Here is a 19,523-nt window from a genome sequence, read left to right as displayed (position 1 = left end):
CTTCGCGCACTGCGTGTCGCTTCTCCTTCCCCCGCCCGGGGGCAACACCTGCGGCCCGGCGAAGCCGGTTCCGCGGTGTTTCACGAACAGGCCGAGTGATATCGCGGGGCGCAACCCGAACTGACAACCGAACGGACACGCATAGATGCAAGACGACAAGAAACTCAACCGGCTTCTTCTGACAGGCGCGGCCGGCGGCCTCGGCAAGGTGCTTCGCGAAAGGCTCAAGCCGTACGCGAAGGTGCTGCGCCTCTCGGACATCGCTTCGCTGGCCCCGGCCGCCGACGCGAGCGAGGAAGTGGTGCCCTGCGACCTGTCGGACAAGGCAGCGGTGCATGCACTGCTGGAAGGCTGCGACGCCATCGTCCACCTGGGCGGCGTGTCGGTGGAGCGGCCTTTCGAGGAAATCCTCGAGGCCAACATCAAAGGCATCTTCAACGTCTACGAGGCCGCGCGCCGCCACGGCGTGAAGCGCGTGGTGTTCGCCAGCTCGAACCACGTGATCGGCTTCTACAAGCAGAGCGAGCACATCGACGCGCACGCCGCGCGCCGGCCCGACGGCTACTACGGCCTGTCGAAGTCCTTCGGCGAGGACATGGCGCAGTTCTACTTCGACCGCTGGGGCATCGAGACGGTGAGCATCCGCATCGGCTCGTCGTTCCCCGAGCCGGCCAACCGCCGGATGATGCACACCTGGCTCAGCTACCGCGACCTCACCACGCTGATCGAGAAGTCGCTGTTCACGCCCGACGTGAAGCACACGGTGGTCTACGGCATGTCCGACAACCGCGACGTGTGGTGGGACAACAGCGCCGCCGCCCACCTGGGCTTCGTGCCGCAGGACGGCTCGGAGGTGTTCCGCGACAAGGTCGAACAGCAGCCGCCGGTGGCACCGACCGATCCGAACGCCATCTACCAGGGCGGTGCCTTCACGGCCCAGGGCCCCTTCGGCGATTGAGCACGGCGCTCGCGATGCAAGCCGAACTCGTTCTCGACGCACGCAACGGCACCGGTGAAAGCCCGGTGTGGCATGCCGCCGAGCAGGCACTGTACTGGGTCGACATTCCGGCCCGCACGCTGAATCGCTGGCATGCGGGCGAAGGTCATGCGCAATGGACGGCGAACGAGATGATCGCCTGCATCGCACCGCGCGCCGACATGCCGGGCGAATGGATCGCCGGCATGGAAAGCGGCCTGTTCTCGCTGAAGCCGCAAGCCGACGGCACGCTCGCTGCCGCGTCGCTGGCGCCTGTTGAACACGCAGCCGCGGCCATGCGCTTCAACGACGGCCGGTGCGACCGGCAGGGCCGCTTCTGGGCCGGCACCATCCTGCTGGACATGGCGGCGGGCGCCCGCGTCGGTCGCCTCTACAGCTACGGCAGGGGCGACGCGGACGCGGCCCTGCGCATGGACGACTTCATCGTGCCCAACGGCCTGGCCTTCAGCCCCGATGGCCGCACGATGTACCTCTCGGATTCGCACCCCACGGTGCAGGCCGTGTGGGCCTTCGACTACGACACTGCCAGCGGCATTCCGGGCAACCGCCGCCTGTTCGTCGACATGAAACCCCTGCCCGGCCGCCCCGACGGCGCGGCCATGGACACCGACGGCTGCTACTGGATCTGCGGCAACGACGCGGGGCTGGTGCACCGCTTCACGCCCGATGGCCGCCTGGACCGCTCCCTCGAGGTGCCGGTGAAGAAACCCGCCATGTGCGCCTTCGGCGGCGCGGGACTCGACACCCTGTTCGTCACCTCGATCCGGCCCGGCGGCATCGACCTGTCGGACCAGCCGCTGGCCGGCGGCGTGTTCGCGCTGCGGCCCGGCAGCGGCATTGCGGGCGTGCCCGAAACCGCGTTCGGCACATGAAGACTTTCGACAACCACCAAAGCAGAGGATGAGACAAATGAAATTCACGAAGACACTGATCGCAATTTCGGCGTGCGCCGCAGCCGCGCTGACCACATTGGCTGCACACGCCACCGAGTTCCGTTCGGCCGACATCCACCCCGACGACTACCCCACCGTGACCGCGGTGAAGTTCATGAGCGAGCGCCTGAAGGCGCTGTCGGGCGGCAAGCACAGCATCAAGGTGTTCAACAACAGTTCGCTCGGCAGCGAGAAGGACACGATCGAGCAGACCAAGATCGGCGCGCTGCAGATGGTGCGCGTGAACATCGCGCCCATGAACAACATCTGTGCCGAGACGCAGGTGCCGACCATGCCCTTCCTGTTCCGCTCGGTGGACCATCTGCACAAGGTGCTGGACGGCCCGATCGGCGAAGAAATCCTGAAGTCGTGCGAGAAGCAGGGCTTCATCGGCCTGGCCTACTACGACAGCGGCGCGCGCTCGATGTTCACGGCCAAGAAGCCGGTGCGCACCTTCGCCGACATGAAGGGCCTGAAGGTCCGCGTGCAGCAGTCCGACCTGTGGGTGTCGATGCTCGAGGCCATGGGTGCCAACGCCACGCCGATGCCCATGGGCGAGGTCTACACCGGCCTGAAGACCGGCCTGATCGACGCCGCCGAAAACAACTACCCCACCTACGAAAGCGCGCGCGCCTTCGAAGTGGCCAAGTACTACAGCAAGACCGAGCACTCGATGGCCCCCGAGATGCTGCTGTTCTCCAAACGCGTGTGGGACAAGCTCTCTGCCGAGGAGCAGGGCTGGATCCGCCAGGCCGCCAAGGAGTCGGTGCCCTACATGCGCAAGCAGTGGGAAGAGCGCGAAGTGAAGTCGCTGGCCACGGTGAAGGCCGGCGGCGCCGAGATCATCGAAGTCGACAAGGCCCCGTTCCAGGCCGCGATGAAGCCGGTGTACGACAAGTTCATCACCGACGCGAAGCTGAAAGACCTCGTGAAGCGCGTGCAGGACACGAAGTAAGCGGATCGGCTCCTTCCCCCTTCTGGGGGAAGGCAGGGATGGGGGCAAGCGGCGCATCCACCGCCTGCGGGCGTTACACCGCCCGGTGCCCCCACCCCAACCCTCCCCCAGAGGGGAGGGAGTAAGACAGAGAAGAACCTTCATGTACACCAAACTTTGCCGCACGCTCGCCCGTGCCTGCATGTGGTTGGGCATCCTCGGCCTCGTCGCGGTGATCTGCGCCGTGAGTTGGCAGGTGTTCGGCCGCTATGTGCTCAACAACACGCCCACTTGGGCCGAAAGCCTGGCGTTGCTGCTGGTGCTCTACGTCACCATGCTCGGCGTGGCCGTGGGCGTGCGCGACGCGGGCCACATCGGCCTGGAGTCGTTCCTCGTTCTCGCGCCCGACTGGCTGCGCCTGAAGATGGAATACCTGATCCACGCGCTGATCCTGCTCTTCGGCCTGGCCATGGCCTGGAACTGCGCGGAGCTGGCCGATTCGGTCTGGGAATACCGGCTGCCGACACTGTGGATCTCCGAGGGCTGGAAGTACGTGCCGGCCGCCGTCTCGGGCGTGCTGATCGTGCTCTTCTCCATCGAACACATCATCGCGCTCGCACAGGGCCGCGAAGTCGAACCGGCCTGGGGTTGAACGTGCACACCCCCATGCTTCGTGCACTTCGTGCCGCCTCTCCATCCCTCTCGCAGGGGGCAATGCCTGCGGCCCGGCAAAGCCGGTTCCGCGGCATTCCCCGAACAGTCCATAGCGACCCCATTCAAGGCGAGGCGGCCAGATCATGACCATTCCCCTGTTGATTCTCTGCCTCTCGTTCACGCTCTTCCTTTTGCTGGGCGTGCCGGTGGCTTTTTCCATCGGCCTGTCGGCCCTGGCCACACTGCTCTATGAAGGCCTGCCGCTGGCGGTCGGCTTCCAGCAGATGACCTCGGGCATGGGCATCTTCTCGTTCCTGGCGATTCCGTTCTTCATCTTCGCGGGCGAGCTGATGCTCTACGGCGGCATCGCGGACCGCATCGTCAACCTGGCGCGCGACCTCGTGGGCCACGTGCGCGGCGGACTCGGCATGTCGAACGTGGTGGCGTGCACGCTGTTCGGCGGCGTCTCGGGCTCGCCCGTGGCGGACGTCTCGGCCATGGGCGCCGTGATGATCCCGATGATGAAGAAGGAGGGCTATCACGCCGACTACGCGGTCAACGTGACGACCCACGCGGCCCTGGTGGGCGCGCTGATGCCGACCAGCCACAACCTGATCATCTATTCGCTGGCTGCAGGCGGCAAGGTGTCGATCGCGGCGCTGATCCTGGCGGCGCTGCTGCCGGCGGCGGTGCTGACCATCAGCAACCTGGCGGCGGCCTACCTGGTGGCGGTGAAGCGCGGCTATCCCGCGGGCAGCTTCCCGGGCTGGTCCATCGTGGCGCGCTCCTTCGCAGCGGCGCTGCCGGGCCTGTTCATCGTGGTGCTCATCCTCGGCGGCATCCTGTCGGGCGTGTTCACCGCGACCGAATCGGCGGCGGTGGCGGTGCTGTATGCGCTGGCGCTCACGATCTTCGTGTACCGCACGCTGAAGTGGGAGCACTTCATCAAGGCGGCCTCGAAGGCGGTGCGCACGACCGGCGTGATCCTGCTGCTGATCGGCATCTCGAGCACCTTCGGCTATCTCATCAGCCTGTACGGCGTGGCCGAGCTCACCGGCCAGATGCTGTCGCAGGTGACGACCACGCCGTGGATGATCTTCCTGCTCATCAACATCATCCTGTTCGTGCTGGGCACGTTCCTGGACATGGCAGCCACCATCCTGCTGTGCACGCCGATCTTCCTGCCCATCGCGCAGCAGTACGGCATGACGTCGGTGCAGTTCGGCATCGTGATGCTGATCAATTGCGCGCTCGGCCTGAACACGCCGCCCGTGGGCACCACCCAGTTCGTCGGCTGCGCGATCGGCGGGGTGTCGGTGGGCACGGTGATGCGCACGATCTGGCCGTTCTACGGAGCCTTGATCTTTGCGCTGGGCGTGGTCACATTCGTTCCTGCCTTCTCCACTTGGCTGCCAAGCCTGTTCATGGTCGTGAAATGAAGCAAACCCCCAGGCTTCGCGCACTTCGTGTCGCTGCTCCTTCCCCCTTGCAGGGGGCAACACCTGCGGCCCGGCAAAGCCGGTTCCGCGGTGTTCCGCGAAGGGCCGTCGCTGTTGGGTCGCTCTGAAAGGGGCTGATATGTCCGAAGTTGCAAGACCTCCGCTCTACATCCGCATCCACGCCGCGGACAACGTGGCCATCGTCGCGAACGACGGCGGCCTGAAGGCCGGCGCGGAGTTCGCCGACGGCCTGAAGCTGGTGGACAACGTGCCGCAGGGCCACAAGGTCGCGCTGGTCGACCTGGCCGAGGGCGACGCGATCCGCCGCTACGACGTGGTCATCGGCTACGCGCTGAAGGCGCTGCCGCGCGGCAGCTGGGTGCACGAGCGCGTGATGCGCATGCCGACCGCGCCCGAGCTCGACGGCCTGCCCATCGCCACCGTCAGGCCCCCTGCCCTGCCGCCGCTGGAGGGCTACACCTTCGAGGGCTACCGCAACGCCGACGGCTCGGTGGGCACGCGCAACATCCTGGCGATCACGCAGACGGTCCAGTGCGTGGCCGGCGTGACCGACTTCGCGGTGCAGCGCATCAAGGCCGAGCTGCTGCCCAGGTATCCGAACGTCGACGACGTGGTGGCACTGGAGCACACCTACGGCTGCGGCGTGGCCATCGACGCGCCCGATGCCATCGTGCCGATCCGCACGCTGCGCAACATCAGCCTCAACCCGAACTTCGGCGGCGAGGTGATGGTGGTGAGCCTGGGCTGCGAGAAGCTGCAGCCGGAGCGGCTGCTGCCGCCGGGCAGCATCCCCATCGTCGACACGCGCGGCGACGCCGGCGGCGAGGCCGAACTCGACGTGGTCTGCCTGCAGGACGACGAGCACGTCGGTTTCATGTCGATGGTCGACTCGGTCATGCGCCAGGCCGACGAGCACCTCGCGCGCCTGAACCGGCGCCGGCGCGAAACCGTGCCCGCCAGCGAGTTGGTGGTGGGCGTGCAGTGCGGCGGCAGCGATGCCTTCTCGGGCGTCACCGCCAACCCCGCCGTGGGCTTCTGCACCGACCTGCTGGTGCGCGCGGGCGCCACGGTGATGTTCTCGGAAGTGACCGAGGTGCGCGACGGCATCGACCAGCTCACCTCGCGCGCGTCTTCGCCCGAAGTGGCCGAGGCCATGATCCGCGAGATGGCCTGGTACGACGCCTACCTGCAGAAGGGCCGCGTCGACCGCAGCGCCAACACCACGCCCGGCAACAAGAAGGGCGGCCTGTCGAACATCGTCGAGAAGGCGATGGGCTCGATCGTGAAGTCGGGCTCGGCGCCCATCACCGGCGTGCTCGCACCCGGCGAGAAGGCCACGCAGAAGGGCCTGATCTACGCCGCCACGCCGGCCAGCGACTTCATCTGCGGCACGCTTCAGCTGGCCGCGGGCATCAACCTGCATGTGTTCACCACCGGTCGCGGCACGCCCTACGGACTGGCCGAGGTGCCGGTGATCAAGGTGGCCACGCGCAGCGACCTCGCGCGCCGCTGGCACGACCTGATGGACGTGAACGCAGGCCGGATCGCCGACGGCGAGGCGAGCATCGAGGACATCGGCTGGGAGATGTTCCGCCTCATGCTCGACGTGGCCAGCGGCCGCAGGAAGACCTGGGCCGAGCACTGGAAGCTGCACAACGCGCTGGTGCTGTTCAACCCGGCACCCGTGACCTGAACCCTTCACACGAAGCAAGACGGAGCAAACACATGGAAGACCTCAAGGACAGGATCGCGCTCGTCACCGGAGCCAGCACCGGCATCGGCGCGGCGGTGGCCATCGCGTTCGCCGCGCGCGGCATGCGCGTGGCGGTGCACTACAACAGCTCGGCGGCTGCGGCCAACGAAGTGGTCGAGACCATCCGCGCGGCCGGCGGTGCGGCCATTGCCGTGAAGGCCGACGTGCGCGACACCGGCGCGATCCGCGACTGCGTGAAGCGCACTGTGGACGAGTTCGGCCGCATCGACGTGCTGGTGAACAACGCCGGCAGCCTCGTCAAGCGCGTGCCGATCGCCGAGTTCGACGACGCCCTCTTCGACGAGGTGCTGCACATCAATGCGCGTTCGGTGCTCGCCTACTGCCGCGAGGTCGTGCCACTGATGCGCGCGCAGGGCGGCGGCAACATCATCAACGTGACCTCGGTGGCGGCGCGCACCGGCGGCGGACCGGCCGCCTACCTCTACGCAGGCTCGAAGGGCTTCGTGAGCACGGCTACGCACGGGCTCGCCAAGGAGCTGGTGGGCGACCGCATCCGCGTGAACGCGGTGGCGCCGGGCGTCATCCAGACGCCGTTCCAGGACCGCTTCTCGACGCCCGCGATGCTGGAGAACTTCCGCGCCGGCATCCCCATGGGCCGCCTGGGCGAGCCCGAGGAATGCGTGGGCGCTTTCCTGTACCTGGCCTCGGACCAGCTCTCGGGCTATGTGACCGGGCAGGTGATCGAGGTGAACGGCGGCCAGTACATGCCCTGAGCAGGCCCTGGATACGCCCTGGACACGCCCTGGGCCCAAAAATTTTCAGAAACGAATCAACAACGGAGACAAGAAGATGACGACAAGATTCCTGCGCAAGTTCGCGACCCTCGCAGGCGCGGCCTGCATCGCCTTCGGCATCGCGGCACCCGCCGCGCAAGCTGCCGGCAACGACTACCCGAACCACACGGTCGAACTGATCGTGCCCTACCAGCCCGGCGGCGGCACCGACGCGCTGGCTCGCGCCTTCGCCGACGCGAGCCGCAAGCACATGTCCGAGAGCATCGTGATCGTGAACCGCCCCGGCGCGGGCGGCGCCATCGGCTGGAACGAAGTGATCCACTCGCGCCCCGACGGCTACAAGCTGGCGGTGCTCACGGTCGAGCTGCTGACGCTGCCGCACCTGGGCCTGGCCAAGTTCAACTACGACGACTTCCAGCCGATCGCGCAGCTCAACGCCGACCCCGCGGCCATCACGGTGAAGGCCGACTCGCCCTACAACACGATCGAGGAATTCCTGGCCGCGGCCAAGAAGAAGCCTGGCGAGATGGGCGTGGGCAACTCGGGCACCGGCTCGATCTGGCACCTGGCGGCCTCCGCGCTGGAGGACAAGACCGGCGCCAAGTTCAACCACATCCCGTTCCAGGGCGCGAACCCGGCCGTGCTGGCGCTGCTCGGCGGCCACGTCGACGCGGTGGCCGTGAGCCCGGCCGAGGTGTCGACCTATGTGCAGGCCGGCAAGCTCAAGATGCTGATGGTGATGGCCGACAAGCGCCTGGCCGCCTTCGACAAGGTGCCCACCGCCAAGGAACGCGGCATCGACATCTCGATCGGCACCTGGCGCGGCCTCGGCGCGCCGAAGAACACGCCGCCCGAAGTGATGGCCAAGCTGCGCGACATCGCCGCCAAGACGGCCAAGGAACCGCTGATGCGCGAAGTGATGGACAAGCAGAACCTCGGCTACGTCTACACCGACGGCGCCGCCTTCAAGGAGACGCTGGCCAAGGACAACGAGTACTTCAAGGCGCTGATCACCAAGCTCGGCATCAAGCCCTAACAGAGGCACTCCCCCATGCTCCGCGCACTTCGTGTCGCTACGCACACCCCCTCGCCGGGGGCAACACCTGCGGCCCGGCCAAGCCGGTTCTGCGGCGTTTTCCGAACAGTCCGCGTCGGTTTCTTGCTGCTGCTTTCCATGGCGGCGGCGCACGCATCGGCCGCAACCTGGGTCTACGTGTCGAATGCGGACAGCCAGGACATCTCGGTCCTGGAGCTCGACCGCGGCCAGGGCACGCTGAAGCCGGTGCAGACGCTGAACGTCGGCGGCACGGTGATGCCGATGGTAGTGAGCCGCGACAAGCGCGTGCTGTACGCCGCGCTGCGCTCGCAGCCGTTTCGCGTGACGGCGCTGTCCATCGACGGTGCCAGCGGAAAGCTGCAGAAGCTGGCCGAGGCGCCGCTGGCCGATAGCATGGCCAACATCGACCTGGACGTGAGCGGCAGGTGGCTGTTCGCGGCTTCGTATCAGGGCGGGAAGATCACGGTCAACGGCATCGGCAAGGACGGTGCCGTGGGGCCCATCCACCAGCTGATCCAGACCGAGCCCAATGCGCACGCCATCCATGCAGACGCAAGCAACCGCTTCGTGCTGGCCACCAGCCTGGGTGGCGACAACGTGTCCAGCTGGCGCTTCGACGCCGAGAAGGGTCTGCTGTCGCCCAACGATCCGCCGCTGACCGCCACCGCGGCCAAATCGGGACCGCGCCATTTCGTCTGGGACAAGGCCCAGCGCCACGTCTACCTGCTCGACGAACTCGACGCAGCGCTGCATGTGTTCGCGTGGGACGCCAGCCGCGGCACGCTGAAGCTCGCGCAGAGCACCACCGCGCTGCCCGCTGGCTTCACCGGCAAGCCGTGGGCCGCGGACCTTCACCTCACGCCCGACGGGCGCTACCTGTACGCGTCGGAGCGCACATCGAGCACGCTGTCGGCCTTCAAGGTCGATGCCGCTACCGGACAGCTGCAGCCGCTGGGCCAGACACCGACCGAGAAGGGCCCGCGCGGCTTCGCCATCGACTCGACCGGGCGCTACCTGATCGCCGCAGGCCAGGAATCGAACGGCATCTCGCTGTACGCCATCGACGGCGCGACCGGCGCGCTGGGCAAGCCCCAGCACCTGGACGTGGGCAAGAACCCGAACTGGATCGAGATCGTCGATCTGCCCTGACGCCGCAACGCAACGCAACGCAACGCACCACATCGCCATCGAACAGAACCAGGAGACATCACATGCAACGCCGCACACTCATCCGCACCGCCCTCGCCTCTTCGCTCGCCACCGGCCTGCCCGCCGCGTTCGCGCAGGGCGGCGGCAACTGGCCCACGGGCAATCCCATCACCTACCTCGTGCCCTTCCCCGCCGGCGGCACCACCGACGTGCTCGGCCGGCTGATCGCGCAGAAGCTCGGGCCGGTGCTGGGCACCAGCGTGATCATCGACAACAAGGGGGGCGCGGGCGGCAGCGTGGGCTCCGAAGTGGGCGCGCGTGCGGCGCCGGACGGCTTCACGCTGGTGGGCGGCACCATCAGCTCGCATGCGATCAACGTGAGCCTTTACCCGAAGATCGGCTACGACCCGATCAAGTCGTTCGCGCCAGTGACGCTCATCGGCACCAACCCGGTGGTGCTGGTGGTGAGCCAGTCGAGTCCGTACAAGACGCTGAAGGACGTGATCGCGGCGAGCAAGGCGAAGCCGGGCGGGCTTTCGTCGGCCTCCGCGGGCACGGGCACGTCGCAGCACCTGGCGCTGGAACTGCTGGCCTACAAGTCGGGCGTGAAATTCACGCACATCCCGTACAAGGGCAGCGGCCCGGCCATCCAGGACGCGATCGGCGGCCAGGTCGACATGATGTTCGACACCACCGTGGTGGCGGGCCCGCACATCCAGAGCGGCAAGCTGCGCGCGATCGCGGTCACGTCGTCGAAGCGGCTGGCCTCGATGCCCGACGTGCCGACGGTGGCCGAATCCGGCGTGCCGGGTCTGCAGGACTTCGAAGTGGTGTCGTGGCAGGCGATCTTCGTGCCCGCCGGCACGCCGGCCCCTGTGGTCGACAGGCTGCACACCGAGATCCGCAAGATCCTCGCCACGCCCGAGATGCAGGACAAGCTCAAGGGCTTCGGCATGGAGCCGACCGACCTGAGCACGACGCAGATCGCGGCCTTCCAGAAGGCCGAGGTGGAGAAGTGGGCGCAGGTGATCAAGGCGGCCGGCATCAAGGCGGAATAGTTCGGCGCAGGCGCGGGGCCGCGGCTGGAAAACCAAGGGAAGCTTCCTACGCGGGGCCGGAGGGGCGCTTTATAGAATGCCCCTCCGATCCAGAATTCCAGGCCCTTCCCACGTGTCCGACCGCTCCGCCGTACTGCCCCAATACCTGTTCCCGAAACAGGCTCTGACCAATTTCGCCGGCTGGGTCGCGGGCAAGGAACGGGGCGCCGTCACGACGTGGATCATCCGGCGCTTCGTGGCCAAGTACGACGTGAACATGGGCGAGGCGCTGGAGTCGGACATCGGCTACTACAAGAGCTTCAACCAGTTCTTCACGCGGGCGCTCAAGCCCGGCGCGCGGCCGCTGGCGCAGGCCGACCTCATCTGCCCCGTCGACGGCGCGATCAGCCAATTCGGCCCCATCGAGGGCGACCAGATCTTCCAGGCCAAGGGCCACAACTACACCACCACCGCGCTGGTCGGCGGCGACGCCGCGCTGGCCGCCAGGTTCGCGCACGGCAGCTTCGCCACGCTCTACCTGAGCCCGAAGGACTACCACCGCATCCACATGCCTTGCGACGGACGCCTGGTGCGCATGATCCATGTGCCCGGCGACCTGTTCTCGGTGAACCCCACCACCGCGCGCGGCGTGCCGGGGCTGTTCGCGCGCAACGAGCGAGTGGTGTGCGTCTTCGAGTCCGCGCGCGGGCCGTTCGTGCTGGTGCTGGTGGGCGCCACCATCGTCGGCAGCATGGCCACGGTGTGGCATGGCGTGGTCAATCCGCCGCGCGTGGGCGAACTGCGCGAATGGCACTACAACGACCAGCAGATCGACATCCGCAAGGGCGACGAGATGGGCCGGTTCCTGCTTGGCTCGACCGTCGTCATGCTGTTTCCCAAGCCGCCGTTGGCGTTCAATCCCGAATGGACGCCCGGTCGCGCGATCCGGCTGGGCGAAGCCATGGCCGATTACATCGGCGCCTGATTCGAATTTGTGAGGCTTTGTCTCACAACCCGCATGCAGCATACCTTGACAGCTATAAAACTAGTAGCATCCTCATCCTTTGCGCTATAGTCGCCGGCCAACGAACCGGTCCATGACCAACCACAGGAACGCGGGTGCACCGGCCGTCCCCAGGCCCAGCACCCGCCCAGCTTCGAGGAGATGATGTCGATGAGTACCAAGGAAAACGCAGCCATCGGCCAGTTGCTCGCCCTGCTCGAAGCCCGCTACGCACTGCGCGTGCTCTGGGCCCTGCGCGACGGCCATGCCCAGACCTTCCGCCTGCTGCAGGACAGCGTGGGCGGCATCACTCCCAACACGCTCAACACCCGGATCAAGGAGCTGCGCGAGGCCGGCCTGGTCGGCCATGGCAGCGACGGCTACAGCCTCACGCTGAGCGGGCAGGACCTGCTCAAGCGGCTGTCCGACCTGCAGGCCTTCGCCGGCAAGTGGCAGCTGGGGCAGCTCAAGAAGGCGGCGCCCCCGCGGTGCAGCCGGCTGCCCCCGGCAGAGGCACCCGCCGCCGCGCCCGTTCCGGCCCCGTCGCCGGCTCCGGTTGCCGCACCTGCTGCAACGCCCGTTCCGCCGGCCACGCCCCCGGACGACAGCAGCAACGCCTGAGCGACGACAGGCCGCCGGGTCCGGCCTCGGTAAACTCCGCGCCTTCGATTCCATTTCACTCATCGACGCAAGGAGCGTTTTCCCATGCCTACCACTCCCTCCGGCCTGCAATACGAAGACACCGAAGTCGGCACCGGCGCTGAAGCCAAGGCCGGCCAGCACGTGCACGTGCACTACACCGGCTGGCTCTACAACGACGGCGTGCAAGGCGCCAAGTTCGACTCCAGCCGCGACCGCAACGACCCCTTCGCCTTCTCGCTGGGCGCGGGCCAGGTCATCAAGGGTTGGGACGAAGGCGTGGCCGGCATGAAGATCGGCGGCAAGCGCACGCTGATCATCCCGGCATCGCTGGGCTACGGTGCCCGCGGCGCCGGCGGCGTGATCCCCCCGAACGCCACGCTGAAGTTCGACGTCGAACTGCTGGACGCCCACTGACAGAGGCCGCTCCCCGGGGCTTCGCGCACTTCGTGCCGCGCCGCCCCGGACCAGGCGACATGCGGTCCCCGGCAAGAGCCGGTTTCGTGTGTCCCCGGCTGGATCGCCCGAATCCAGTGCTCCTGCGGCCCTTTCGGCCGCATTTTTTCGCTTGAAATGCTTCAGGCCAGCCCCAAGTGGCTGGCTATCGTTTGTTTTCCGGCTTGCGCCGGTTCTTTGAAAAATGTCTGACCCGCAACAATCCGCACAGAATTCTCAAATGCTGCAAGGCGAGCCAAGCCCCGAAGAACTGGAGGCCGCGCAAGCAGCCAACGAAGCCGATGCGCTTGCCGCACTGGCAACTGCCCAAGGCGAACTCGCTGCGCTGCAGGCCAAGAACGCCGAACTGGCCGACCAGTACCTGCGTGCGCAGGCCGACGTGCAGAACGCCCGCCGCCGCGCCGACGAGGAAGTCAGCAAGGCCCGCAAGTTCGCCGTCGAGGCGTTTGCCGAAAGCCTGCTGCCGGTGACCGACAGCCTGGAAGCCGGCCTGGCCGTCAAGGACGCCACGCCCGAGCAGATCCGAGAAGGCGCCGAGGCCACGCTGCGTCAGCTCAAGAGCGCGCTCGAACGCCACAAGGTGATCGAGGTGGCACCGGCCGCCGGCACGAAGTTCGACCCGCACCAGCACCAGGCCATCTCGGTGGTGCCCGCCGACCAGGAGCCCAACACGGTCGTGACCGTGCTGCAGAAGGGCTACACCATCGCCGACCGCGTGCTGCGCCCCGCGCTGGTCACGGTGAGCGCACCGAAGTAAGCGGCCCGCGCCAACACTTCGGCACACAAGATTCGCACAGGAAATCCACGCGTCTTCCCTTGAATCGCGACGGGTTATCCACAAGTTCATAACAACATATTTTTCAGGCTTTCAGGAGTAAGAACATGGCAAAGATCATCGGCATCGACCTCGGCACCACCAACTCGTGCGTGTCGATCATGGAAGGCAACACCACGCGTGTGATCGAGAACTCGGAAGGTGCGCGCACCACGCCGTCGATCGTCGCGTACCAGGAAGACGGTGAAGTGCTGGTCGGTGCCTCGGCCAAGCGCCAGGCCGTCACCAACCCCAAGAACACGCTGTACGCGATCAAGCGCCTGATCGGCCGCAAGTTCGAGGAAAAGGAAGTCCAGAAGGACATCGACCTGATGCCCTACACCATCGCCAAGGCCGACAACGGCGACGCATGGGTGGAAGTGCGCGGCAAGAAGATCGCCCCGCAGCAGGTCAGCGCCGACATCCTGCGCAAGATGAAGAAAACCGCTGAAGACTATCTCGGCGAAACCGTGTCCGAAGCCGTGATCACGGTGCCGGCCTACTTCAACGACGCACAGCGCCAGGCCACCAAGGACGCCGGCCGCATCGCCGGCCTCGACGTGAAGCGCATCATCAACGAGCCCACCGCTGCTGCCCTGGCCTTCGGCCTCGACAAGCAGGACAAGGCCGACCGCAAGATCGCCGTGTATGACCTCGGCGGCGGTACCTTCGACGTGTCGATCATCGAGATCGCGGACGTCGACGGCGAGAAGCAGTTCGAAGTGCTGTCGACCAACGGCGACACCTTCCTGGGCGGCGAAGACTTCGACCAGCGCATCATCGACTACATCATTGCCGAGTTCAAGAAAGAGCAAGGCGTCGACCTGAGCAAGGACGTGCTGGCGCTGCAGCGCCTGAAGGAAGCCGCCGAGAAGGCCAAGATCGAGCTGTCGAACAGCGCGCAGACCGACATCAACCTGCCCTACATCACGGCCGATGCCACGGGTCCGAAGCACCTGAACATCAAGCTCACCCGCGCCAAGCTGGAAAGCCTGGTCGACGAGTTGGTCGAGCGCACGATCGCCCCCTGCCGCCTGGCCATCAAGGACGCCGGCATCAGCGTGAGCGACATCAACGACGTGATCCTGGTCGGCGGCATGACCCGCATGCCCAAGGTGCAGGAAAAGGTGAAGGCCTTCTTCGGCAAGGAACCGCGCAAGGACGTGAACCCCGACGAAGCCGTGGCTGTCGGCGCCGCCATCCAGGGCCAGGTGCTCTCGGGCGACCGCAAGGACGTGCTGCTGCTGGACGTTACCCCGCTGTCGCTCGGCATCGAGACGATGGGCGGCGTGATGACGAAGATGATCACGAAGAACACGACCATTCCGACGAAGTTCGCGCAGACCTTCTCGACGGCCGAAGACAACCAGCCTGCCGTGACCATCAAGGTGTTCCAGGGCGAGCGCGAGATCGCTTCGGGCAACAAGGCACTCGGCGAATTCAATCTCGAAGGCATTCCGCCGGCAGCCCGCGGCACGCCGCAGATCGAAGTGAGCTTCGACATCGACGCCAACGGCATCCTGCACGTCGGCGCGAAGGACAAGGGCACCGGCAAGGAAAACAAGATCACGATCAAGGCGAACTCGGGACTGAGCGAGGACGAGATCCAGAAGATGGTCAAGGACGCCGAGCTCAACGCCGAAGACGACAAGAAGAAGCTCGAGATCGTGCAGGCCCGCAACCAGGGCGAGGCCATGGTGCACAGCGTGAAGAAGTCGCTGGGCGAACATGGTGCGAGCCTGGAAGCTGGCGAGAAGGACGCGATCGAAGCCGCGATCAAGGACCTGGAAGAAGCCCTCAAGGGCGACAGCAAGGACGCGATCGAGGAAAAGACCAACACGCTGATGACGGCAAGCCAGAAGCTCGGCGAGAAGATGTATGCCGAATCGCAAGCCGCAGCGGGCGCCTCGGCAACCTCCGGCCCGGCTGGCGCGGAAGCTGCTGCAAGCGCACAGGCAGACGACAACGTGGTCGACGCCGAAGTGAAGGAAGTCAAGAAGGGCTGATCGCCGGCCCCTTGCACAAGGCTGGAACACCTGCAGAGGTGCTCCAGCCTTTCTCGCTTCCGAGTTACCCGAGTTCCCGCTGCCTCCCCTGATCCTCCGATCGACCTGTCATGGCCACCAAACGCGACTATTACGAAACCCTCGGCGTCCCCAAGAACGCCAGCGAGGATGAAATCAAGAAGGCTTATCGCAAGCTCGCGATGAAGCACCACCCCGACCGCAACCACGGCGACACCGCAAAGGATGCCGAGGCCAAGTTCAAGGAGGTGAAGGAAGCCTACGAAATGCTGTCCGACGGACAGAAGCGCGCGGCCTACGACCAGTATGGGCACGCCGGCGTCGACCCCAACATGCGCGGCGGTCCTGGGGCTGAAGGTTTCGGCGGGTTCGCGGAAGCCTTCGGCGACATCTTCGGCGACGTGTTCGGCGGCGGCCGCGGCCGCACCAGCAGCGGACGCCAGGTGTTCCGCGGCAGCGACCTGAGCTACGCGATGGAGATCACGCTCGAGGAAGCCGCGGAAGGCAAGACCACCGAGATCCGCATTCCCACGTGGGACGAATGCGAGACCTGCCACGGCTCGGGCGCCAAGCCCGGCACCAAGCCCATCACCTGCACGACCTGCCACGGTGCAGGCGCTGTTCAGATGCGCCAGGGCTTCTTCAGCGTCCAGCAGACCTGCCCGACCTGCCACGGCAGCGGCAAGATCATTCCCGAGCCCTGCACCGCGTGCCATGGCCAGGGCAAGATCAAGCGCAACAAGACGCTCGAAGTGAAGATCCGCGCCGGCATCGACGACGGCCAGCGCATGCGCGTCACGGGCAGTGGCGAGCCCGGCGTCAACGGCGGCCCGCCGGGCGACCTGTACATCGAGATCCGGCTGAAGAAGCACGACATCTTCGAGCGCGACGGCGACAACCTCCACTGCGTGGTGCCGGTCAGCATGACCACTGCGGCGCTGGGCGGAGAGATCAACGTGCCGACGCTCAAGGGTGCAGCCGCCATCGACATTCCCGAAGGCACGCAGAGCGGCAAGCAGTTCCGCCTGCGCGGCAAGGGCATCAAGGGCGTGAACTCGAGCTACCCGGGCGACCTGTACTGCCACGTGCGCGTCGAGACGCCGGTGAAGCTCACCGAGTTCCAGCGCAAGCTGCTGAAGGACCTGGACGACTCTCTCAAGAAGGGCGGCGAGAAGCACAGCCCGACCGACAAGGGCTGGTTCGACAAGGCGAAGGAATTCTTCAGCTGAGGCTGAAGCAGACCCCTCGACTTCCAGCAAGGGCCGCACACGCGGCCCTTTTTCATGCCCGCGGCATCAATGCGGTGCGCGCGCACCGTCTCGGACCACGCTGACCCGCATCCGGGCCGCTTCCCCACGCGTACAAGCGCAAGCCACCCATCTGGAAGTGGCGCGAGGATTGCTTTTTATTTTTTTGGATATGCAATAAACCAAACGAGCGCTGGCGCGTTATTGCACAAAGGTGGCCGATTTTTATTGAGCATGCATGCTCAATAGGTACCGCTTTTTTCGGCGAAACACTGAAATGGGGGATGGCCATTCGGCATAGCCATTTCACCCGGAGTTTATTAAGACAACGAGCTTTTGAATTTAGCCGAATTTGAAAAATTGTTCCGGATTTTTCGAGGAACTTTACTTGACAGCGTGGTCCCCAATTAAAAAGAGATTTGTCCGGTTCAGTCTTTGCTTTATGCTGATTGTTAGCAGAATGTTGTAAGGGGAGTTTTCCGCGGCATGCAGCCAAGGGCAGGCACACCTCGAAAGTTGAGCGTGCCGTTGCTGCAGGCAATCGGGCCAAAAGCCCACCGACTTGATGGAGGCGTGACCATGGATGTGATCAGCAACTTTGCCGCCCGCTACGAGCGCACCCGCGAGGAAGTCATCTCGCTGCAGGATTACCTGGATATCTGCAAGCGCGACCCCACGGCGTATGCCACGGCTTCCGAGCGCATGCTCAAGGCCATCGGCGAGCCGGAGCTGGTCGACACGCGCAACGACCCCCGCCTTTCTCGCATCTTCGCGAACAAGGTCATCAAGATCTATCCGGCGTTCAAGGAGTTCTATGGCATGGAAGACGCCATAGAACAGGTGGTGTCCTATTTCCGCCACGCCGCGCAGGGCCTGGAAGAAAAGAAGCAAATCCTTTACTTGCTGGGCCCGGTGGGCGGTGGCAAGAGCTCCATCGCCGAGCGGCTCAAGCAGCTCATGGAGCATGTGCCCTTCTACGCCATCCAGGGCTCGCCGGTGAACGAATCGCCGCTCGGCCTGTTCGACACGGTCGAGGACGGCGAGATCCTAGAAAAGGAATACGGCATTCCCCGCCGCTACCTGAACCGGATCCTCTCGCCCTGGGCCGTCAAACGGCTGGAGGAGTACGGCGGCGACATCCGCCAGTTCAAGGTCGTCAAGCGCTTCCCGTCGGTGTTGCGGCAGATCGCGGTGGCCAAGACCGAGCCCGGCGACGAGAACAACCAGGACATCTCTTCCCTGGTCGGCAAGGTCGACATCCGCAAGCTCGAGACCTATGCGCAGGACGACCCGGACGCCTACGCCTATTCCGGTGGCCTGTGCCTGGCCAACCAAGGCCTGCTGGAGTTCGTGGAAATGTTCAAGGCGCCCATCAAGGTGCTGCACCCGCTGCTCACGGCCACGCAGGAAGGCAACTTCAAGGGCACCGAAGGCTTCGGCGCCATCCCCTTCGACGGCATCGTGCTGGCGCACAGCAACGAGAGCGAGTGGAAGGCCTTCCGCAACAACAAGAACAACGAAGCATTCCTGGACCGCATCTACATCGTCAAGGTGCCCTACTGCCTGCGCGCCTCGGAAGAGATCAAGATCTACGAGAAGCTGGTGCGCAACTCGTCGCTGGCCCAGGCGCCGTGTGCTCCCGGAACGCTGCGCATGATGGCCCAGCTCTCGGTGCTCACGCGCCTGAAGGAGCCGGAGAACTCCAGCACCTTCAGCAAGATGCAGGTGTACGACGGCGAGAACCTGAAGGACACCGACCCCAAGGCCAAGTCGATCCAGGAGTACCGCGACTACGCGGGCGTCGACGAAGGCATGAGCGGCGTGTCCACCCGCTTCGCCTTCAAGATCATCTCGAAGGTCTTCAACTTCGACAGCTCCGAGGTGGCCGCCAACCCGGTGCACCTGATGTACGTGCTCGAGCAGCAGATCGAGCGCGAGCAGTTCGCGCCCGAGGTCGAGCAGAAGTACATCAGCTACATCAAGGAGCTGCTGGCGCCGCGCTATGCCGAGTTCATCGGCAAGGAGATCCAGACCGCCTACCTCGAGAGCTACAGCGAGTACGGCCAGAACATCTTCGACCGCTACGTGACCTACGCCGACTACTGGATCCAGGACCAGGAGTTCCGCGACGTCGACACGGGCGAAGTCTTCGACAGGGCCTCGCTGAACGCCGAGCTCGAGAAGATCGAACGGCCTGCCGGCATCGGCAATCCGAAGGACTTCCGCAACGAGATCGTCAACTTCGTGCTGCGCGCGCGGGCCGGCAACAACGGCCGCAACCCGGCATGGACCAGCTACGAGAAGCTGCGTTCGGTGATCGAGAAGAAGATGTTCTCCAACACCGAGGAGCTGCTCCCGGTGATCAGCTTCAACACCAAGAGCAGCGCCGACGAGCAGAAGAAGCACGAGGACTTCGTCACGCGCATGGTCGAGAAGGGCTACACCGCCAAGCAGGTTCGCCTGCTCTGCGAGTGGTACCTGCGGGTGCGCAAGAGTTCGTAGCTATGGCTCGCCCCCAGGCTACGCGCACTTCGTGTCGCTTCGCCAACCCCCTACCGGGGGCAACACCAGAGGCCCGGCAAAGCCGGTTCCTCGGTGTTCCACGAAGAAAT

17 protein-coding genes are annotated in these 19,523 nt (G+C 65.5%); all 17 read left to right on the top strand.

What is annotated here, in order from left to right; translation table 11 throughout:
• Positions 1-145 precede the first annotated feature (145 nt).
• The 17 genes from AACL56_RS11815 to AACL56_RS11735 all read left to right on the top strand — a co-directional run bounded on the left by AACL56_RS11815 (position 146) and on the right by AACL56_RS11735 (position 19,413).
• Positions 146-958, top strand: coding sequence for an NAD-dependent epimerase/dehydratase family protein (locus tag AACL56_RS11815; RefSeq protein WP_339090018.1), 813 nt, complete (start codon positions 146-148; stop codon positions 956-958).
• A 14-nt stretch (positions 959-972) separates the two neighbouring features.
• On the top strand, positions 973-1,869 hold the full coding sequence (locus AACL56_RS11810) for an SMP-30/gluconolactonase/LRE family protein (RefSeq protein ID WP_339090017.1): 897 nt from the start codon (positions 973-975) through the stop codon (positions 1,867-1,869).
• 37 nt (positions 1,870-1,906) lie between these two features.
• Complete coding sequence (locus tag AACL56_RS11805) at positions 1,907-2,884, top strand: TRAP transporter substrate-binding protein (protein WP_339090016.1); 978 nt, start codon at positions 1,907-1,909, stop codon at positions 2,882-2,884.
• 142 nt (positions 2,885-3,026) lie between these two features.
• Positions 3,027-3,515: a TRAP transporter small permease gene (locus AACL56_RS11800; RefSeq protein WP_339090015.1), complete on the top strand. Its 489-nt coding sequence runs from the start codon at positions 3,027-3,029 to the stop codon at positions 3,513-3,515.
• A 145-nt stretch (positions 3,516-3,660) separates the two neighbouring features.
• A complete protein-coding gene (locus AACL56_RS11795) occupies positions 3,661-4,956 on the top strand; it encodes a TRAP transporter large permease (RefSeq protein WP_339090014.1) in 1,296 nt (431 codons plus the stop codon).
• Positions 4,957-5,095: 139 nt separating this feature from the next.
• Positions 5,096-6,670, top strand: coding sequence for a galactarate dehydratase (gene garD, locus AACL56_RS11790; protein WP_339090013.1), 1,575 nt, complete (start codon positions 5,096-5,098; stop codon positions 6,668-6,670).
• A 32-nt stretch (positions 6,671-6,702) separates the two neighbouring features.
• Positions 6,703-7,464, top strand: coding sequence for an SDR family NAD(P)-dependent oxidoreductase (locus AACL56_RS11785; RefSeq protein WP_339090012.1), 762 nt, complete (start codon positions 6,703-6,705; stop codon positions 7,462-7,464).
• Between the two features lie 76 nt (positions 7,465-7,540).
• Positions 7,541-8,521: a tripartite tricarboxylate transporter substrate binding protein gene (locus AACL56_RS11780; protein WP_339090011.1), complete on the top strand. Its 981-nt coding sequence runs from the start codon at positions 7,541-7,543 to the stop codon at positions 8,519-8,521.
• A gap of 138 nt (positions 8,522-8,659) precedes the next feature.
• Complete coding sequence (locus AACL56_RS11775; protein ID WP_339092855.1) at positions 8,660-9,691, top strand: lactonase family protein; 1,032 nt, start codon at positions 8,660-8,662, stop codon at positions 9,689-9,691.
• Positions 9,692-9,753: 62 nt separating this feature from the next.
• Positions 9,754-10,749 carry a Bug family tripartite tricarboxylate transporter substrate binding protein gene (locus AACL56_RS11770; protein WP_339090010.1) on the top strand — a complete coding sequence of 332 codons (996 nt, stop codon included), beginning with the start codon at positions 9,754-9,756 and terminating at the stop codon, positions 10,747-10,749.
• A gap of 112 nt (positions 10,750-10,861) precedes the next feature.
• On the top strand, positions 10,862-11,713 hold the full coding sequence (gene asd, locus AACL56_RS11765; RefSeq protein ID WP_339090009.1) for an archaetidylserine decarboxylase: 852 nt from the start codon (positions 10,862-10,864) through the stop codon (positions 11,711-11,713).
• A gap of 189 nt (positions 11,714-11,902) precedes the next feature.
• Entirely contained in the window at positions 11,903-12,352 is a 450-nt protein-coding gene (locus tag AACL56_RS34325; protein ID WP_425337008.1) for a winged helix-turn-helix transcriptional regulator, read from the top strand.
• A gap of 84 nt (positions 12,353-12,436) precedes the next feature.
• On the top strand, positions 12,437-12,787 hold the full coding sequence (locus AACL56_RS11755; protein ID WP_013540334.1) for an FKBP-type peptidyl-prolyl cis-trans isomerase: 351 nt from the start codon (positions 12,437-12,439) through the stop codon (positions 12,785-12,787).
• A 223-nt stretch (positions 12,788-13,010) separates the two neighbouring features.
• Positions 13,011-13,583 carry a nucleotide exchange factor GrpE gene (grpE, locus tag AACL56_RS11750; protein WP_339090008.1) on the top strand — a complete coding sequence of 191 codons (573 nt, stop codon included), beginning with the start codon at positions 13,011-13,013 and terminating at the stop codon, positions 13,581-13,583.
• A 125-nt stretch (positions 13,584-13,708) separates the two neighbouring features.
• Entirely contained in the window at positions 13,709-15,646 is a 1,938-nt protein-coding gene (gene dnaK, locus AACL56_RS11745) for a molecular chaperone DnaK (RefSeq protein WP_339090007.1), read from the top strand.
• A 110-nt stretch (positions 15,647-15,756) separates the two neighbouring features.
• On the top strand, positions 15,757-16,893 hold the full coding sequence (dnaJ, locus tag AACL56_RS11740; RefSeq protein ID WP_339090006.1) for a molecular chaperone DnaJ: 1,137 nt from the start codon (positions 15,757-15,759) through the stop codon (positions 16,891-16,893).
• Positions 16,894-17,490: 597 nt separating this feature from the next.
• Positions 17,491-19,413 carry a PrkA family serine protein kinase gene (locus AACL56_RS11735; RefSeq protein ID WP_339090005.1) on the top strand — a complete coding sequence of 641 codons (1,923 nt, stop codon included), beginning with the start codon at positions 17,491-17,493 and terminating at the stop codon, positions 19,411-19,413.
• Positions 19,414-19,523: the final 110 nt, after the last annotated feature.

It is taken from the genome of Variovorax paradoxus (assembly GCF_902712855.1).
GTDB lineage: Bacteria > Pseudomonadota > Gammaproteobacteria > Burkholderiales > Burkholderiaceae_C > Variovorax > Variovorax paradoxus_Q.
Note: the sequence above shows the minus strand (reverse complement) of the source record. Positions and strands in the feature narration are given on the sequence as shown.

What these genes read in the sequence shown, in the direction of transcription:
- AACL56_RS11815 (WP_339090018.1), top strand. Translation starts at nt 146, where the DNA reads ATGCAAGACGACAAGAAACTCAACCGGCTTCTTCTGACAGGCGCGGCC.
- AACL56_RS11810 (WP_339090017.1), top strand. Translation starts at nt 973, where the DNA reads ATGCAAGCCGAACTCGTTCTCGACGCACGCAACGGCACCGGTGAAAGC.
- AACL56_RS11805 (WP_339090016.1), top strand. Translation starts at nt 1,907, where the DNA reads ATGAAATTCACGAAGACACTGATCGCAATTTCGGCGTGCGCCGCAGCC.
- AACL56_RS11800 (WP_339090015.1), top strand. Translation starts at nt 3,027, where the DNA reads ATGTACACCAAACTTTGCCGCACGCTCGCCCGTGCCTGCATGTGGTTG.
- AACL56_RS11795 (WP_339090014.1), top strand. Translation starts at nt 3,661, where the DNA reads ATGACCATTCCCCTGTTGATTCTCTGCCTCTCGTTCACGCTCTTCCTT.
- garD (WP_339090013.1), top strand. Translation starts at nt 5,096, where the DNA reads ATGTCCGAAGTTGCAAGACCTCCGCTCTACATCCGCATCCACGCCGCG.
- AACL56_RS11785 (WP_339090012.1), top strand. Translation starts at nt 6,703, where the DNA reads ATGGAAGACCTCAAGGACAGGATCGCGCTCGTCACCGGAGCCAGCACC.
- AACL56_RS11780 (WP_339090011.1), top strand. Translation starts at nt 7,541, where the DNA reads ATGACGACAAGATTCCTGCGCAAGTTCGCGACCCTCGCAGGCGCGGCC.
- AACL56_RS11775 (WP_339092855.1), top strand. Translation starts at nt 8,660, where the DNA reads ATGGCGGCGGCGCACGCATCGGCCGCAACCTGGGTCTACGTGTCGAAT.
- AACL56_RS11770 (WP_339090010.1), top strand. Translation starts at nt 9,754, where the DNA reads ATGCAACGCCGCACACTCATCCGCACCGCCCTCGCCTCTTCGCTCGCC.
- AACL56_RS34325 (WP_425337008.1), top strand. Translation starts at nt 11,903, where the DNA reads ATGAGTACCAAGGAAAACGCAGCCATCGGCCAGTTGCTCGCCCTGCTC.
- AACL56_RS11755 (WP_013540334.1), top strand. Translation starts at nt 12,437, where the DNA reads ATGCCTACCACTCCCTCCGGCCTGCAATACGAAGACACCGAAGTCGGC.
- grpE (WP_339090008.1), top strand. Translation starts at nt 13,011, where the DNA reads ATGTCTGACCCGCAACAATCCGCACAGAATTCTCAAATGCTGCAAGGC.
- dnaK (WP_339090007.1), top strand. Translation starts at nt 13,709, where the DNA reads ATGGCAAAGATCATCGGCATCGACCTCGGCACCACCAACTCGTGCGTG.
- dnaJ (WP_339090006.1), top strand. Translation starts at nt 15,757, where the DNA reads ATGGCCACCAAACGCGACTATTACGAAACCCTCGGCGTCCCCAAGAAC.
- AACL56_RS11735 (WP_339090005.1), top strand. Translation starts at nt 17,491, where the DNA reads ATGGATGTGATCAGCAACTTTGCCGCCCGCTACGAGCGCACCCGCGAG.